A 15,370-nucleotide genomic window follows, 5' to 3' on the forward strand; every position below is an offset into this window, starting at 1 on the left:
CGCGGTTGTTGGGTTATAGGCGGATAGCGTGAATCGCTGAGGCCAAAATTGCTTTGGCCCCCATTTCATAGAGTTCGTCCATGATGCGGTTCATGTCTTTTTTCTTGGCCATGGAACGGACCGCGACCCACTTTTCGTCGGCCAGCGATGCGATCGTCGGTGATTCCAGTCCCGGAGTCACTTTTAATGCAGCTTCCATGTGTTCTTTTGGTACGTCATAATCAACCATGACGTATTCGCGAGCGACCAGTACACCACGGAGCCGCTGGATGAGTTTGTCCAGCGCGGCTGGATGTTGTCCTGTTTGGCCGATCAAAATCGCTTCAGAATGCAGAATCGGGTCGCCAAGAATTTCCATACCGGCGGCTTTGAGCGTTGAGCCGGTCTCGACAACATCGGCTATAGCGTCAGCAACACCGAGCGAGACCGAGGATTCGACCGCGCCGTCCAGGTGGACAATACGTTCAGGCTGAATATCAGAGGACTTCATGAAGTCCGATAGCAGACCGTCGTAGGACGTTGCGATCCGCTTTCCTGCAAGTTCATTAACAGAGGTAAATTTTCCGGCCGGGGCGGCAAAACGGAAGGTGGAACGGGCAAAGCCCAGTCCCATGACTTCTTCGGCTGCATTCCCGACTTGAGCGTCCAGGAAGAGGTCTCGACCGGTGAGCCCAGCGTCGAGCGTCCCCTTGGCGACATAGATAGCGATATCTCGTGGACGCAAGTAGAAAAACTCAACATCATTCTCGGGGTCTACGAGCACTAGCTCTTTAGAATCACGACGCTGCCGGTAACCAGCTTCACTGAGCGTTTCACGAGCTGCATCGGACAAGGAGCCCTTGTTGGGCACAGCAATGCGCAACATTTTGCGTTTGATTCTCCTAGTTAGAGGTATTTGTAGACATCTTCCAGTGAGATACCTTTGGCAAGCATCATGACTTGGAGGTGATAGAGCAGTTGGGAGATCTCCTCGGCTGCTTCATCATTGGTTTCATAACGTGCGGCCATCCACACTTCTGCTGCTTCTTCGACAACTTTCTTACCGATCGCATGGACCCCGGCATCCAGTTGTTGTACGGTCCCAGAGCCTTCTGGGCGGGTGCGAGCTTTTTCAGCTAGTTCAGCAAAGAGTTCTTCGAAGGTTTTCACAGTACTAGCGTAGTTGTTCAAAACCAGGTTCGTGTACAACGATGCACTTCATGACACGGTTTTTTATTTACCGATGTGAATCCGTGGCCGAGTCTTGCAGTGTGGGGTCGAGCATGAGCGTTTCGACTGCGGGTTTTTCTTTGGCCCTAGCGCGTGCCCAGACGAAGAATCCGACGAGCGTGAAGACGCCATAAAACACATACATAAATGCTGAGGCGTAGTAACCAGCGGAGAAAAGGAGCGGCACACCAACGATATCGACGACGACCCAGATGAGCCAGAACTCTACCCATCCCTTCGCCATACCGTAGGTCGCTAATAGTGAGCCGACAAATGTCCAGGCGTCTGCCCAGACGGGTTCAAATGAGCCGAGTATGCGGAACAATGGGGTCAGTGCCAGCGTTCCCACGACGAGAATCACGATTAACCAGGTGCGGACAGGCCAGGAAGTCCAGGTCGGCACGATCGCAGTGGCTTCACCGCTTGAGGAGCGCTCTGTTTGAGATTTTCGCCACTGCACCCAGCCATAAATAGACACCACGATGAACATAATTTGTCGACCGGCTTGTCCCAGCAGGCTGGGTACATCTGCACCACCGAATAAGCTGCCTAAGAATACCGTCAGCAGGGTGAGGTTGCCGATGATACCGACCGGCCACGCCCAAACCTTGCGTTGCATCCCACCAAGCGCTGAGGCTAAGCCAAATACATTGCCGAACACTTCTCGCATCAGCAGCCCGCCGCCTGCAATCGGGATGGTCCAATTGAACAGGTCAATGAGCCACTGCATGGTGATGAGTCCCCTTTTTAACGTTGTGAGTTACGTGCTAGAGTTCGCAAATTGTCGATGGCTTTGTTCGGGTCATCGGCGGAGTACACGGCCGAACCTGCGACAAATACATCAGCCCCGGCTTCCGCGGCTCGTTCAATAGTATCCGGCGCCACTCCTCCGTCAATTTGAAGCGCGATAGGGACCCCAGAATCTTCAATAGCTTGTCGTGCGCGCCGGATTTTTGGCAACACGACATCCAAGAAGGACTGCCCGCCGAAACCTGGTTCGACCGTCATCAATAACACCATGTCGAGTTCGGTCAGCATATCCATATACGGCTCGATCGGCGTTGCTGGTTTCAGCGCCATGGAGGCCTTGGAGCCTCGAGCACGCAATTCGCGAGCGAGTCGGATCGGAGCTCCGGAGGCTTCCACGTGAAAGGTGACGGATTCAGCACCGAGGTCGGCGTAGTCAGGCGCCCACCGGTCGGCGTCCTCGATCATGAGATGGATATCCAGTGGCTTGTGTGTCGCTGCCCGTATTGCTTTCACGACTGGTAGACCCATGGTCAGGTTCGGCACGAAATGATTGTCCATGACGTCCACATGAATGGCGTCCGAGTTTCCGATTCGTTCAATTTCATCAGCGAGGTAAGCGAAGTCTGCGGACAGAATGGAGGGATTAATTTGCATCAGAATCGTGTTCCTTCGATACGTAGACGGCGTAACGGTTAGTGGGTCAGCACAGCGAAAAACATGGCGTCGGTTTTATGCAGGTCGGGCCAAAGCTGCGTCATATTTGATTCCGCTTCACCTGACGTCACGGACTCACGAGCTAGGACCGATCCCCCTTCACCTTCCAGCGCGGAATGCTGCAGGGTTGATGCCGAGTCAAGGAGCCGGACATCGGGGTTTCGTTTAATGACATCCGTGACCTGCAGTGCTGTTTCGGCGATATGTGGCGAGCACGTAACGTAGGCAAGCAGCCCTCCTGGCTTTAACATCTTGACCGCAGCATCCAAGAGTTGGGCTTGCAGTTTCGTCAGTGTGGCGAGATCTTGTGGGGTGCGGCGCCAACGTGACTCTGGACGACGGCGAAGAGCACCGAGACCTGTACACGGGGCATCAAGCAAGATGCGATCGAAACGGTGGGCGTTGTCAGGATCCTCGCCCATTTGTACTCCATCTGCAACAGAAGTCGTCCAGGCGTCCTCGTCAACAACACGAAGTGCTTGCTGGACCAGCTTGGTTCGATGCTCGGAAACATCATTCGCCACGAGTGTTGCACCCTGAGAGGCGGCCAGCGACGCCAAAACAGCTGCCTTGCCGCCGGGGCCCGCAGACATATCAAGCCAGGTTTCACCGGACTGAACCGGCCGTGCACGAACGAGTGCCCGTGCCGTCAGCTGTGAGCCGATATCCTGCACGCGGACCGTGCCCTCAGCCACACCGGGAATTCGACCGGCGTCACCACCAGCAAACACCGCGGCCTCCGGTGCGAGGGTCGATGCGGTTGCACCATAGTCGATGACCGGTCCAAGCTCCCCGATACCAGGCAACGCAATGAGGTTGAGCTCTGGGGCAATATTATTTGCCGCAAGTACCTGCGGCAAGTCTGCAGGATTCCGCCCGTGATAGGCCATGGATTGTTTAATGGCCCGCAAAATCCAGGTGGGATGGGCATACCGGACCGATAAATCCTTGTCGGTGTCTCCGGGGGCCAGCGTATCGAACCATTCCTCAATGCTCTTCTGGCTAACTTTGCGCAAGACTGCATTCACAAGTCCCGACGGTCCTGCCCCAATTTCCGACCGCACTAGGGCCACGGTGGTATCCAGCGCAGCGTGGGCGGGGACTCGCATATTGAGGAGCTGATGTGTGCCGAGGCGCAGGGCGTCCAAAACCGGTTTATCTAGCTTGATAACAGGACGGTCAACGCACTCCGCCAAGATCGCATCGTATGTTCCGGTGTTGCGAAGCGTGCCGTAGGTCAATTCCGTAGCGAAAGCCGCATCCTGGCGGTCAAGTTTGTTTCTGCGAATGCGAGTCGGCAGGACCAGGTTGGCATATGCATCGTCATTGCTTACGGCTTGTAAAATTTGAAACGCTGTCAACCGTGAAGGATCAGCCCTTCTCGCACGTTGCGCCGGCGCTTTTTCTGAGAACTGCCGTTGGCGCCCCTGTTGTCCGCGATTGCGTTGGCGGCCTTTCGTGTTGCGTCGGCTTTGTGAAGTGTTGTCTGCCAAAATTCTTATCCTTCGTCCACGTCAAACTCAGTGGGGTGCGTTGCAGAGGTGTGAAGTCCAATGGTTGGATCGACTCCATTGGCCCAGTCACTTGCCACCATCATTTTTTTGCCGGATGGTTGCACTTTGGTGAGCTCGACAGCTCCATCATGGCACACCAACAGCACGCGATGCGGCTCGATGATGAATTCTCCCGGAGCCTTTCCTTGATCCGGCATGTCACTAACCGGTGCTGCACCACCAATTTTAAATCGCTGGGCTTTGGTGCTGTCACCATTCAGGGTGGCCCACGCTCCCGGTGCAGGTGAAGCGCCGTTGATGAGCCCCCGCACTACGGCTGAGGGCTGATACGCATCGATTTGCACGTCACGACTGGTGATTTTCGGTGCCCAACTGACCTCTCCTTGCTGTGGTGTAGCGACCGCAGACCCAGCAGCAATATCGAAGAGCGTGTCTGATAGTAATGTTCCACCAGAGATTGCGAGATCAGCGAGCACTTCTCCAGCTGTCTCCTCCGGTTGCAATGCTCGCGTTACCGTAGCGAATACTGGTCCGGTGTCGAGTCCTGCTTCCAGCTGGAAAACAGCAGCTCCAGTGACGGATTCTTGATTGATGATGGCCCACTGCACCGGAGCCGCTCCTCGATATGCCGGCAGCAAGGAGAAATGTAGGTTGACCCACCCGTTGGGCAACATATCCAAGACCCCCTGGGGCAGGAGGCCTCCATAGGCGACTACTGCGCCGAGGTCAGGTTGCAGTTCTTGGATTTCTGCAATCGCTGCCTGGCCAGTATCACCGAAGAACCTGTCAGCCTTGATTACCGGCAACCCTAATTCTGTGGCACGCTCAGCCACCGGCGACGGAGTCAGGACCCGCTTTCTACCTACTTTGGCATCGGTGCGAGTCAACACACCGACCACGTCATGGCCTGCTTGGATAAGTGCATTCAGTGATGCAACGGCTGGCTCAGGTGTTCCTGCAAAAAGAATTCTCATAGGTGTCCTGTCCCCGCGGCAGACCCGAATGCTGAACCTGCCCTGAAAATTGAGCTCGTGTCAGCTGCACGTTCTGCATTAACCCGCCGTGTGGTTTCGGCAAAATCAGCGGAGGCCATGGCACGACGAGCCCGCCGGAATTGTTCGTCCTCTAAGCGATCCACAAATAGGTAGCCGTCTAAATGGTCCACTTCATGCTGCAACATGCGGGCGAAGAGTCCCTCACCTTCATATTCGACGTCTTGGCCGTTGACGTCGAGTCCAGAAACCTTTGCATATTGGGTGCGAGCAGGAGTGAAATACAATTCGGGTACTGAAAGGCAACCTTCTCTGGTGTCTTGGACAGGATCACCCCATGCCTCAAGTACGGGGTTGATGACATGACCACGGCGTTCATCGAGATGAAAAACAAATATTGCTTGCCCAATGCCTACCTGGGGGGCGGCCAAACCGACACCAGAGACGGCATCCATGGTTTCGTGCATCGAGTCGATGAGCCGTTGGAGTCCTGTCGAGCCAAAGCGGGTTTCTGCAACCTGGGACGTCTTACTGCGCAGGACAGGATCCGGCAACGTCCGAATAGTTAAAACACTCACGGGGTAAGACTACCCAAATATGTGCCCCTGTACCGGCGGTGGGTGACCGGCACGAACCGATTATTGCGACAAGCTCACTGGTGGACCAATTGGTTGTAGTGGGTTTGGGGCTGAATCGACAGCTTGCTGATATTCCCAGACTTGGCGTAATGCCCAGAACTTCTGCCAGTGCTGCGGCAACGATTGTGGATTGGCCTGGTATGCCGCTACTTCGGTTTCCCCTACAGCGACGCCAAGCAGCATGACGTCTTCGCCATAAGCCCACTCTTCCCAAGTTCCAGCCTCGGCATCGACAAGGGATTCTTCGGCTTTGTAGCCCGCAGCTAACTGCATGACTACGTTGGGACTGAGACCTTTAACACGCCCCGAGCGATCCGTGCCGCGGGTTTTGTAATCAATCAGACAGACGCGTCCACCAATTTCTGCGACCAGATCAAGCGTCCCCGCATATCCGACTGTGTGATTCCACACAGTAATCTCAGCGGCTAGAGGTTTGATCTGAAAATTTTCCCACCATTCATCGAACCGATCGGCGAAGCGTGACTCGTGATGTTCTGCGAGAACCTCTCGAGCTTCGGCAAGAGCGTGGGGCTCCCCAAGCGCTCGCAGCGCGACCTGCTCGGCATAGTTGTGCACGCGGTCCCCTCGGGCGGCGGCGTCATCGCGATAGCGCACAGCCGCATCATTGGACTGCCGGGCGAGCGTTTTGAGTTTGGCGGGTGATCCAACCGATTCTGCCAACCGAGTGTCCGTGATTAATTGGGTTGTCGCCATATGGCACGCCCACCCACTGAGGTCCATATGCTGTTGTCCGATCACGGTGGTGATTGACGGAACCGCCGGCAAGCCACTCAGGGACCTGGAGTACATTCTGCCGGCGTTTGTTTGGTGTGCAAGCTGTGGTTGAGTCATGGTTCCATTATCGGCCATGGCATGGACAACCTAAGGGTTTCTGTCATGAATAAAACACGCCGGAGAGTCTGATTTGCGCTTTTGAATTTTGATTGGGTATAGTTTCAATCTGTTGGACGCACAGTGAACAACTTATACTGCAGTTCACAAGCGTTTCGCGGATGTAGCTCAGCTGGCTAGAGCACCACCTTGCCAAGGTGGGGGTCGCGGGTTCGAATCCCGTCATCCGCTCGCAACACCCTCAGGGTGGGGTGGCCGAGTGGTGAGGCAGCGGCCTGCAAAGCCGCGTACGCGGGTTCGATTCCCGTCCCCACCTCGATCGGATTTCCAAGGTAGCAGCAAAGCTGGTACCGTAGGAATCTGCAAGACTTGAGTTCCAGATAATGGAGCACAAGCGCGATTGGCGCAGTTGGTTAGCGCGCTTCCCCGACACGGAAGAGGTCACTGGTTCGAGTCCAGTATCGCGCACAGAATTACGTAGGTAATTCACGCGGATGTAGCTCAGCTGGCTAGAGCACCACCTTGCCAAGGTGGGGGTCGCGGGTTCGAATCCCGTCATCCGCTCTGCGGTTGCTCAGAGGCCACGATGACTTTTATCGGGGCCTCTTTTGCATTTAACCGCACTTTCCATTCATTTAAACGGGCTAGGGCCCAGTAGCGGGCATCGCAATAATCGGAGTCGGAGTGTGGTCTAAACCCTAGACCGCCTTTTCACCCAATTGACCTTCACGGGCCAGAGCCGTCATGCGGGACACCGTGCGGAAGTACTTCTTCATATAGCCGCCTGCCATCATGTCTTCAGTAAACAACTGTTCGAATGGCACACCGGAAGCAACAACAGGGACATCTTTGTCATAGAGACGGTCAGCCAATACGACAAACCGTAAAGCCATGGCTTGTTCCGTAATGGTTGTGACGTTACTTAGCACCAGCACATCGACGTCTCGTACCAGTTCGCGATACCGCGAGGGGTGGACACGTGACAGGTTCTGAGTCAATGAGGACCAATCATCAACGGCATAAACCTGTTCTTCAGGAAAGTTCGCTTTCGCCGTGTCGAGTTCGGTTCCTACCGTGACCGGCTCTGGTGCGGCTTCAAGTCCACGGTGCCGATAGTCTTCGCCATCTATACGAATAGTTTCAAACTGATCTGCCAGGACTTGGATCTCTCGCTTAAAGTCTTGGGCCGCGAACCGCCCCTCCCCCAGGGAGCCAGGCAAGGTGTTTGAGGTAGCGGCCAATTTGACGCCTGCATCAGAGAGTTCTCGCATCAAACGGGACATCAAAACGGTGTCACCCGGATCATCTAGTTCAAACTCGTCAATACATACCAGTGAGTATTCCTTCAGGACTTCCACGGTGGTGGTGAAACTCAACGCTCCCACGAGATTCGTGTACTCCACGAATGTCCCAAAAGCTTTCTTCCCGGGAGCTGCATGCCACAGCGAAGCCAAGAGGTGCGTTTTACCGACACCGAAACCGCCATCAAGATACACGCCATGAGGGTGTTTCGACTTATTCTTGGTTGCCTTACGAGAAAACAGCGACAGCAGGCCACCTGACGATTTGCGCGCCCCGATCGTTGCTGCAAAATCACGAAGTCGCTCAACGGCACCAGCCTGTGAAGGGTGCGCAGAATCAGGGATATACGTGTCAAACGATACTTCGCCAAAACGATATGACGGATGGAATCCTGCCAGGAGTTCTTCGGGAGAAACCTTAGGGTTTCGTTCCGATAGAGCTACGATCTCTGTCACGTTATGTCCAATCTCTTCTGACGCTTGGCGCAGTACCTACTCACCCGTAAGGGGTGGCCAACCATTACATACTAGGACGCATGCATATAGCCAGGGCACTGTTACTTTGTCAATAGGCCAAACAAGTAGTTGTGTGACGCTACTCGTAGCAAATAACACACATGCTTGTATGCTTAATAGTCGAACGCGCCACATCTTGACGGCCAATCACGATTGAAAGGGAATCCCCCAGATGAGTACACAAGTACCCGTGGAAACCTCGGACTACGCTCACCCAGAAAAACTCGTCTCAACCGAGTGGGTTCAAGAACACAAAGACGATCCCAATGTCGTCGTTCTTGAGTCCAATGAAGATACCCTGCTGTATTCAACCGGACACATCCCCGGTGCTGTAAAGATCGACTGGCATACAGAACTCAATGACCCAGTGACTCGCGACTTTATTGACCCAGAAGGCTTCGCGAAGATGGCTGCTTCCAAAGGGATTAGCCGCGACACGACGGTTGTCTTCTACGGAGACAAATCAAATTGGTGGGCCGCCTATGCGCTCTGGGTATTTACACTCTACGGTCATGAGGACGTTCGCCTGATGAACGGTGGACGTGATAAATGGATCGCTGAAGGCCGCGAAATTACCCGTGAGACGCCTTCGGTCAAAGAAGCAGACTACCCTGTTGTGCAACGCGACGATCAAACAGAGCGTGCTAACAAAGCGCAGGTACTGGAAAATATTGGCAAACTGCCACTGATCGATGTGCGGTCAGTTGCCGAGTACACCGGTGAGACGACACACATGGCCGGCTACCCACAAGAAGGCACGCTACGCGGTGGGCACGTGCCAACCGCTGAGTCAGTGCCATGGGCTACAGCTGCCAACGAAGATGGCACCTTCAAATCTCGTGAGGAGCTGACCAAGCTCTACACCGATGACGCTGGTTTGGGAACATCTGACCAGGTCATCGCATACTGCCGCATTGGCGAGCGTTCCGCGCATACGTGGTTCGTTTTGAAACATCTTTTGGGCTACGAATCGGTACGTAACTACGACGGATCGTGGACCGAATGGGGTAACAGCGTCGGTGTTCCAATTGTTGTTGGAGCCGAACCTGGCCAGGCGCCCAAATAAAACGCGATTTTGTACGGTTCAAGCCGGTGTTGGGAATACCTGACACCGGCTTGGTGTATTAATGGTCAAGCGCGTTAGAATAGACGTCGGATCAAACCTTAGAAAGGATCCCATTGGCTGTCCAAACACCACCGGTTCTGCAAGAAATCATCGATGATTTCCAAGACATGCATGAACCAGATCGTCTCGAACTGCTCTTAGAATTTTCCGATAATCTTCCGGAACCCCCAGAGCGCTACGCAGGTCACGAAGAGGAAATGGAACAAGTCGTCGAGTGTCAGACTCCACTGTTCCTCGCGTTGGAATACACCGATGAACAAGATCCCGAAGTGACGATCATCGTTTCAGCTCCGCCGGAAGCCCCAACTACTCGTGGGTTTGCTGGTGTTCTCCTTGAGGGACTCTCCGGGCACAACGCTTCAACCATCCTGTCGGTTCCAGATGACGTCCCGAACCAATTGGGCCTCACAAACGCCCTAACACCGCTGCGCCTGCGCGGCATGTCAGCTTTGCTTGGACGCATTAAACGCAACATCACCGAACATCTCAACGCATGAGTACCTCATCAGCCGCAACACCAGCTGTCCGGACAGTTCTTGAAGCCGACCTCTGGCATCAGGTGTTTGAGTACGAGCATAACGATGATGACGTACGTGGGTTCGGCGCCGAAGCCGCAGATAAATTGGGTGCCGATCCCCAACGTATTCTGAAAACCCTGGTGGTGAGAACTTCTGACGGCCGACTGGCCAACGCTGTTCTTGCTGTTGCGGATATGTTGAATCTCAAACGTGTTGCTAAAGCACTGAAAGTCAAAAGCGTTAAAATGGCAGAACCCGCCCAAGTTCAGCAAAAGACCGGATACGTTCTAGGTGGTGTCTCACCACTGGGGCAAAAAACGTCGTTGCCCATGGTCGTGGACAGTGCGGTCAAACGATTTGACACGGTTATCGTTTCCGGCGGTCAACGTGGGATGTCTTTAGAACTCAAGACCCAGGATTTTCTGGAGCTTTCAAACGCTACTGTAGTGACAATTCGGCGGTGACTCAGCCGCCCAGCCCTGTGGCCTGACCTCGTGTCGCAGTGAGTGCTTCAACGATTGCATTCTCAACGGCCTGTAGCGCCTCGGCCATGTCAGGTTCCAGCTCTTCGGCCCCACGTCGGAAGGCTCCAAGACGTTCCTTCATCGTCTTGGAGCGAATGCCCGGAAACACACTTGTGAGCATGTTGGTCGAATAGAGGAGTTGAATCAGCGGCCAGCTTGTCGCATCCAATGAAGTGTCACGACCCATCAACGTACCTCTCATACGTACATAGATATCCATGCGGTCATAGGCATCACCTAGCACGTATCGGGTACGGGGCCAGAGCCCCAGCAGCCGTTTTTCTGTGACCATCAGCTGGCCATTATGCTCCAAGATTTTGATAATGGTGTCCATGAGGCCTGGACGTGAAAACCTATTGATCCACTGCTCGGCATCCTGCGGTTCCGGGGAATCTCGAATAATTTGCAGAACTGCATCCAACGGAGCTTCGAGTTTTAGGTTCTTGGTGTCATCAACCGTCACGAGGTCTTGAGTTACGTGAATGCTACCGCGTCTTGCAAGATCAGTGAGGACTGCACCAGCTAAGCCAACTCGGATGGTGTGCGACTGACTTAGTAACCTTCCAGACTGGTCTAAACACGTCAGCAGATAATATTCGGCGAGATTGAGTGCTCGCATATTTGCTTCTTCAGGAGTCGGTGTCATGATCCTATTGTCCTAGCTAGCGTTACTCTGCTTGACGATTTTGGTGAGCTAGAAATCGGTCTGTTGCGGCTTCCCAGGCTTCTGCAATCAGTGGCCGCATCGAGCCAATGGTGCCGGTGACATTCTTGGTTTGGGCAATGATCGGCAGAAAGTTCCCGTCGCCGCCCCAGCGTGGCACAATGTGCTGATGTAAATGCGCTGCAATACCTGCTCCCCCAACTTTTCCCTGATTCATCCCAAGATTGAATCCGGCAGCGTGAGAGACATCCCGAAGTACTTCCATACCAATTTGGGATAACTGCGCAAATTCTGCTGTTTCTTCAACAGTCAGGTCCGTATAGTCCGGGACGTGGCGGTATGGGCATACTAAAAGATGCCCTGGATTGTAGGGATAAAGATTCATGACCACGTAGCAAGATTTTCCTCTGGCTACGATCAGCGAAGTCTCGTCATCCTTTTGTGGTGCAGAACAGAACGGACAGGACGCCTCATCGGTGACTTGGCTTTGTCCTTTGGAGACGTAAGCCATCCGGTGAGGCGTCCATAGCCGATCAAAAGCATCTGGCGCACCGGCTAATGCAAAATCATCAGTGATGGCTGCATCGTCTTCTGCATTGCGGTTTGCCATAACGTTTATACCTGCTGACGTTCTTCTACTGCGCTCACAATCCGATCAATGGCTTCATCAACCGGGATACCGTTATCCTGCGATCCGTCACGGTACCGGAAGGATACCGCATTTGCTTCGGCGTCTTCACCGCCGGCAATGAGAACAAACGGCACTTTTTGCTTGGAAGCAGTACGAATCTTCTTTGGGAAGCGGTCGGTTGAGTTGTCCACGTGGGCGCGGATGCCGCGAGCTTTCAACTTATCGACGATGTCATACATGTAGTCGTTGAAAGCGTCAGCTACTGGGATAGCGATGACCTGCTCTGGGGCTAACCATGCGGGGAATGCGCCAGCGTAGTGTTCGGTGAGAACTCCCATGAACCGTTCGATGGATCCAAAGAGCGCACGGTGGATCATGACTGGCCGCTGACGGCTACCGTCTGCAGCTTGGTATTGCAGGTCGAAACGTTCTGGCAGGTTGAAGTCCAATTGGATCGTAGACATTTGCCAGGTACGCCCCAGTGCGTCACGTGCTTGAACCGAAATCTTCGGACCGTAAAACGCGGCTCCCCCAAGATCATCAACGAGCTCGAGACCTGATGCGGCGCCAACCTCTGCTAAGACTTGAGTGGCGTTTTCCCAGACCTCATCACTGCCAACGTATTTTTCAGGGTCTTTGGTAGAGAGCTCCAAATAAAAATCATCGAGACCGTAGTCCTTGAGCAGGTCTAGCACGAAGTTGAGCGTGGTGGTGAGCTCTGCTTTCATTTGGTCTTCGGTGCAGTAAATATGGGCATCGTCCTGCGTCATACCGCGAACACGAGTCAGGCCATGCACCACACCGGATTTTTCGTAACGGTAGACGGAACCAAACTCAAACATCCGTAGTGGAAGTTCACGGTAGGAGCGTCCGCGCGATGCAAAAATTAGGTTGTGCATCGGGCAGTTCATGGGTTTCAAGTAGTAGTCAACTCCGGCACGAGTCACTTCACCGGTTTCTTCGTCACGAACTTCATCGACGTGCATCGGTGGGAACATGGTGTCGGAGTACCACTCGAGGTGACCCGAGGTTTCGTACAGATTTTGTTTGGTGATGTGTGGGGTGTAGACGAACTCGTAGCCGGCTTCTTCGTGGCGTTTGCGCGAGTAGTCTTCCATTTCCTTACGCAGGATGCCGCCTTTGGGATGAAAGACCGGCAGACCTGAGCCCAGTTCGTCAGGAAACGAGAACAGGTCGAGTTCTGCACCAAGTTTGCGGTGATCGCGGCGTTCAGCTTCGGCGATCCGCTGCTGGTAGGCTACTAGGTCATCTTTTGATGCCCAGGCGGTACCGTAAATGCGTTGCAATTGCGGATTGGTTTCCTGTCCCAACCAGTATGCGCCGGCGGCACGAGTGAGCGCGAAACCATTAGCAATAAGTTTGGTGGTGGGAATGTGGGGACCACGACACAGGTCCTTCCAGACTACTTCACCTTTACGGTCGAGGTTGTCATAGATGGTGATTTCTCCAGCACCAATTTCTACGGAGGCACCGTCAGTTTCGTCGTCGTGTTGACGGTCCATGAGTTGCAATTTGTAGGGCTCGTCGGCTAATTCTTCACGAGCTTGGCTTTCTTCAACGGCACGCCGGGCGAAGGTCTGGTTAGCTTTGACGATGCGCATCATGCGTTTTTGAATCTGCTTGAGATCTTCGGGCGTGAATGGTTCATCGACGTCGAAGTCGTAGTAGAAGCCGTCCTGAACGTACGGTCCGATTCCGAGTTTGGCGTCTGGATACATTTCCTGAACAGCCTGTGCCAGAACGTGAGCTGTTGAGTGTCGCAGTACTTCCAGCCCGGCCTGATCTGTGATGTCTACGCGTTCAACTGTTGCGCCTTCGGGGATGACACGAAAAAGATCTTGAAGATTGCCATCTACTAGCATCACTACCGTAGTTTTTTCGTCACCAAACAGGTCATGTCCTGTTGTACCTTCAGCAACCTGGATTGCCTCTTGGTCTACGGTAATGGATATTTCTTTAGGTTCGGCCACGTGCCAGTTCCTCCTTGGATTAAGCTTTGTATCCGGTGGCATACTGGACCACCGATAAGCCATCCGCCATTGTATCTGCTTGACTGACGGTTTGCAGGTTCACCATGATTCCTGATGCTCAGCAAGTTGGATATCAATAACGACACGAACTGGATCTTCAAGAATGGCAACGGCGTATGGCCGTTCTTCATCCAAGCCGAGAACGTACGTGCTGGTTTCTTGCACCGGCACAAAGCTGACCACGGTCCCGGTTGCTTCAGTGTCGAGATCGGTGATTTGTGTGTTGTGCTCGAGCATTTGATCTTCATCGATCTCGTCTCTCGTAGCCGTGTTTGAAACCAACACTTCCAGATGGGCCTGATCACCGGTCACTACGGGAAGTCCAGGAGCGGGATTTACCGGATCGTCGGTGTACTGGGCCGTATACGTCGGAGGCCCGCTACCGGCATGTTCGATGATGATCCGTTCAAAGCCTTCTTGATGAGTTGAACGGATCTCTGTGGGGTAGATTCCTTGGGTCTCGTCTAGAAAGAGCTGCCAATCGGATGCTTGTCGGTCGGTAGAAAATTCTCCGACGGGTTGTGTGTCGGTCTCCTCGATCTGACGCGTTGTTTCTTCATCGTTGCCGCAGCCGGCCAGGAGGATTCCTGTGGTCATAAGAGTGGGGATCGAAAGTGTTCGCGAAGTGAGGTGTCGCATGAAGTGACTCGTTATTCTTGATCATCCAGTTGTATATCAATCACAATTCGAACCGGGTCTTCCAAGAGTGTGATGGCATATGGGCGTTGCTCATCGAGCCCAATGATGTAGTTGCTTGTTGCTTCCCACGGAGCAAAACTCACCACGGTTCCAGTCGCTTCTGTTTCCAGGTCTGTGATTTGCGTGCCGTGTTCCAACATTTCTGTGTCATCGGTATTGCGAAGATCATCGTCATCTAGCATCTCGGGTGGTGTAGTACCTGAAACAATCACTTCAAGATACGCAGCGTCACCGGTATCGACTGGTTGACCTCTTCCTGGTTCAACAGGTTCATCCGTGTATTGAGCCATGTAGCTAGGGGCTCCGCTTCCACTGTGTTGAATGACTATTCGTTCAAAGCCATCGAAAACAGCTGAACGGACTTCTGTCGGATAAATTCCATAGGTCTCGCCAAAAGCCGGCCAGTCTTCAGATTCATAGAGCTCGGTAGAGAACTCACCGACGGGCTCAGTCGAAACTTCTCCGGAAGCGTCTTCGTCTGGCTCGGTTTCATCTTCAATGTCATCTTCGGGGCCGAGGGTGACTTCTTCTCCGGCCGGTGGGGGCGGAGGGCGCTCTTCGTCTGCAACCTCATCATCTTGGCCACAACCGGCGATAAAGAGCCCCGCGACAAGGACGGTGGCTAATGAAAGTCTGGTATTTCTGGTGGGAGATGAAGTGTTCATAAGCTA

The 15,370-nt window shown here is 53.8% G+C and carries 17 protein-coding genes and 4 tRNA genes; 7 read left to right on the forward strand and 14 right to left on the reverse strand.

All coding sequences use genetic code 11. The features are described from left to right. Positions 1 to 13 precede the first annotated feature (13 nt). The 8 genes from hisG to G583_RS0109105 all read right to left on the reverse strand — a co-directional run bounded on the left by hisG (position 14) and on the right by G583_RS0109105 (position 6,669). Positions 14 to 865, reverse strand: coding sequence for an ATP phosphoribosyltransferase (hisG, locus tag G583_RS0109070; protein ID WP_022870870.1), 852 nt, complete (start codon positions 863 to 865; stop codon positions 14 to 16). A 20-nt stretch (positions 866 to 885) separates the two neighbouring features. Next, positions 886 to 1,149 carry a phosphoribosyl-ATP diphosphatase gene (locus G583_RS0109075; RefSeq protein WP_029629442.1) on the reverse strand — a complete coding sequence of 88 codons (264 nt, stop codon included), beginning with the start codon at positions 1,147 to 1,149 and terminating at the stop codon, positions 886 to 888. Between the two features lie 67 nt (positions 1,150 to 1,216). Next, the gene (gene pnuC, locus G583_RS0109080; RefSeq protein WP_022870872.1) at positions 1,217 to 1,939 is read right to left on the reverse strand and encodes a nicotinamide riboside transporter PnuC; all 723 of its coding nucleotides are present in this window, start codon (positions 1,937 to 1,939) and stop codon (positions 1,217 to 1,219) included. 17 nt (positions 1,940 to 1,956) lie between these two features. Next, a complete protein-coding gene (gene rpe / locus G583_RS0109085) occupies positions 1,957 to 2,613 on the reverse strand; it encodes a ribulose-phosphate 3-epimerase (protein ID WP_022870873.1) in 657 nt (218 codons plus the stop codon). Positions 2,614 to 2,651: 38 nt separating this feature from the next. After that, positions 2,652 to 4,166 (reverse strand): RsmB/NOP family class I SAM-dependent RNA methyltransferase, encoded by a 1,515-nt coding sequence (locus G583_RS0109090; RefSeq protein WP_022870874.1) that lies wholly within the window; start codon positions 4,164 to 4,166, stop codon positions 2,652 to 2,654. A gap of 5 nt (positions 4,167 to 4,171) precedes the next feature. After that, on the reverse strand, positions 4,172 to 5,161 hold the full coding sequence (gene fmt / locus G583_RS15310) for a methionyl-tRNA formyltransferase (RefSeq protein WP_022870875.1): 990 nt from the start codon (positions 5,159 to 5,161) through the stop codon (positions 4,172 to 4,174). Then, the gene (gene def, locus G583_RS0109100; RefSeq protein ID WP_022870876.1) at positions 5,158 to 5,757 is read right to left on the reverse strand and encodes a peptide deformylase; all 600 of its coding nucleotides are present in this window, start codon (positions 5,755 to 5,757) and stop codon (positions 5,158 to 5,160) included. Before def ends, fmt begins: the two co-directional genes overlap by 4 nt. A 60-nt stretch (positions 5,758 to 5,817) precedes the next feature. Beyond that, positions 5,818 to 6,669: a PD-(D/E)XK nuclease family protein gene (locus tag G583_RS0109105; protein ID WP_029629445.1), complete on the reverse strand. Its 852-nt coding sequence runs from the start codon at positions 6,667 to 6,669 to the stop codon at positions 5,818 to 5,820. A gap of 157 nt (positions 6,670 to 6,826) precedes the next feature. Here G583_RS0109105 and G583_RS0109110 point away from each other — a divergent pair. From G583_RS0109110 to G583_RS0109125, 4 genes are all read left to right on the forward strand, one after another. Next, positions 6,827 to 6,900, forward strand: a tRNA-Gly gene (locus tag G583_RS0109110). A gap of 14 nt (positions 6,901 to 6,914) precedes the next feature. Continuing rightward, positions 6,915 to 6,985 (forward strand) — tRNA-Cys (locus G583_RS0109115). Between the two features lie 78 nt (positions 6,986 to 7,063). Next, a tRNA-Val gene (locus G583_RS0109120) sits at positions 7,064 to 7,137 on the forward strand. 22 nt (positions 7,138 to 7,159) lie between these two features. Then, positions 7,160 to 7,233 (forward strand) — tRNA-Gly (locus G583_RS0109125). A 134-nt stretch (positions 7,234 to 7,367) separates the two neighbouring features. Here G583_RS0109125 and zapE read toward each other — a convergent pair. After that, complete coding sequence (gene zapE, locus G583_RS0109130) at positions 7,368 to 8,426, reverse strand: cell division protein ZapE (RefSeq protein WP_022870878.1); 1,059 nt, start codon at positions 8,424 to 8,426, stop codon at positions 7,368 to 7,370. A gap of 232 nt (positions 8,427 to 8,658) precedes the next feature. Here zapE and G583_RS0109135 point away from each other — a divergent pair, with 232 nt between their 5' ends. From G583_RS0109135 to G583_RS0109145, 3 genes are all read left to right on the forward strand, one after another. Continuing rightward, positions 8,659 to 9,552, forward strand: coding sequence for a sulfurtransferase (locus G583_RS0109135; RefSeq protein ID WP_022870879.1), 894 nt, complete (start codon positions 8,659 to 8,661; stop codon positions 9,550 to 9,552). 113 nt (positions 9,553 to 9,665) lie between these two features. Further along, positions 9,666 to 10,109 carry a cysteine desulfuration protein SufE gene (locus tag G583_RS0109140; RefSeq protein WP_022870880.1) on the forward strand — a complete coding sequence of 148 codons (444 nt, stop codon included), beginning with the start codon at positions 9,666 to 9,668 and terminating at the stop codon, positions 10,107 to 10,109. Continuing rightward, complete coding sequence (locus G583_RS0109145; protein ID WP_022870881.1) at positions 10,106 to 10,594, forward strand: aminoacyl-tRNA deacylase; 489 nt, start codon at positions 10,106 to 10,108, stop codon at positions 10,592 to 10,594. The genes G583_RS0109140 and G583_RS0109145 overlap by 4 nt, the downstream gene beginning before the upstream one ends. A gap of 1 nt (position 10,595) precedes the next feature. Here the strand turns inward: G583_RS0109145 and G583_RS0109150 are convergent, their stop codons facing one another. The 5 genes from G583_RS0109150 to G583_RS0109175 form a co-directional block, all read right to left on the reverse strand. After that, entirely contained in the window at positions 10,596 to 11,300 is a 705-nt protein-coding gene (locus tag G583_RS0109150) for a GOLPH3/VPS74 family protein (protein ID WP_022870882.1), read from the reverse strand. 22 nt (positions 11,301 to 11,322) lie between these two features. Continuing rightward, positions 11,323 to 11,928, reverse strand: a complete 606-nt coding sequence (locus G583_RS15315; RefSeq protein ID WP_022870883.1) for an HIT family protein — start codon at positions 11,926 to 11,928, stop codon at positions 11,323 to 11,325. Positions 11,929 to 11,933: 5 nt separating this feature from the next. Further along, on the reverse strand, positions 11,934 to 13,940 hold the full coding sequence (gene thrS, locus G583_RS0109160) for a threonine--tRNA ligase (protein WP_022870884.1): 2,007 nt from the start codon (positions 13,938 to 13,940) through the stop codon (positions 11,934 to 11,936). A 99-nt stretch (positions 13,941 to 14,039) separates the two neighbouring features. Beyond that, entirely contained in the window at positions 14,040 to 14,597 is a 558-nt protein-coding gene (locus G583_RS0109170) for an AMIN-like domain-containing (lipo)protein (RefSeq protein ID WP_156832088.1), read from the reverse strand. A 53-nt stretch (positions 14,598 to 14,650) separates the two neighbouring features. Next, on the reverse strand, positions 14,651 to 15,364 hold the full coding sequence (locus G583_RS0109175) for an AMIN-like domain-containing (lipo)protein (protein ID WP_022870886.1): 714 nt from the start codon (positions 15,362 to 15,364) through the stop codon (positions 14,651 to 14,653). Between the last annotated feature and the right edge of the window lie 6 nt (positions 15,365 to 15,370).

The sequence above is a fragment of the Yaniella halotolerans DSM 15476 genome (assembly GCF_000420805.1).
GTDB lineage: Bacteria > Actinomycetota > Actinomycetes > Actinomycetales > Micrococcaceae > Yaniella > Yaniella halotolerans.

Bases quoted from the DNA above. Each gene is read 5' to 3' on its own strand.
- hisG (WP_022870870.1), bottom strand. From the start codon at position 865: ATGTTGCGCATTGCTGTGCCCAACAAGGGCTCCTTGTCCGATGCAGCT.
- pnuC (WP_022870872.1), bottom strand. From the start codon at position 1,939: ATGCAGTGGCTCATTGACCTGTTCAATTGGACCATCCCGATTGCAGGC.
- rpe (WP_022870873.1), bottom strand. From the start codon at position 2,613: ATGCAAATTAATCCCTCCATTCTGTCCGCAGACTTCGCTTACCTCGCT.
- fmt (WP_022870875.1), bottom strand. From the start codon at position 5,161: ATGAGAATTCTTTTTGCAGGAACACCTGAGCCAGCCGTTGCATCACTG.
- G583_RS0109105 (WP_029629445.1), bottom strand. From the start codon at position 6,669: ATGACTCAACCACAGCTTGCACACCAAACAAACGCCGGCAGAATGTAC.
- G583_RS0109135 (WP_022870879.1), top strand. From the start codon at position 8,659: ATGAGTACACAAGTACCCGTGGAAACCTCGGACTACGCTCACCCAGAA.
- G583_RS0109145 (WP_022870881.1), top strand. From the start codon at position 10,106: ATGAGTACCTCATCAGCCGCAACACCAGCTGTCCGGACAGTTCTTGAA.
- G583_RS0109150 (WP_022870882.1), bottom strand. From the start codon at position 11,300: ATGACACCGACTCCTGAAGAAGCAAATATGCGAGCACTCAATCTCGCC.
- G583_RS15315 (WP_022870883.1), bottom strand. From the start codon at position 11,928: ATGGCAAACCGCAATGCAGAAGACGATGCAGCCATCACTGATGATTTT.
- G583_RS0109170 (WP_156832088.1), bottom strand. From the start codon at position 14,597: ATGACCACAGGAATCCTCCTGGCCGGCTGCGGCAACGATGAAGAAACA.
- G583_RS0109175 (WP_022870886.1), bottom strand. From the start codon at position 15,364: ATGAACACTTCATCTCCCACCAGAAATACCAGACTTTCATTAGCCACC.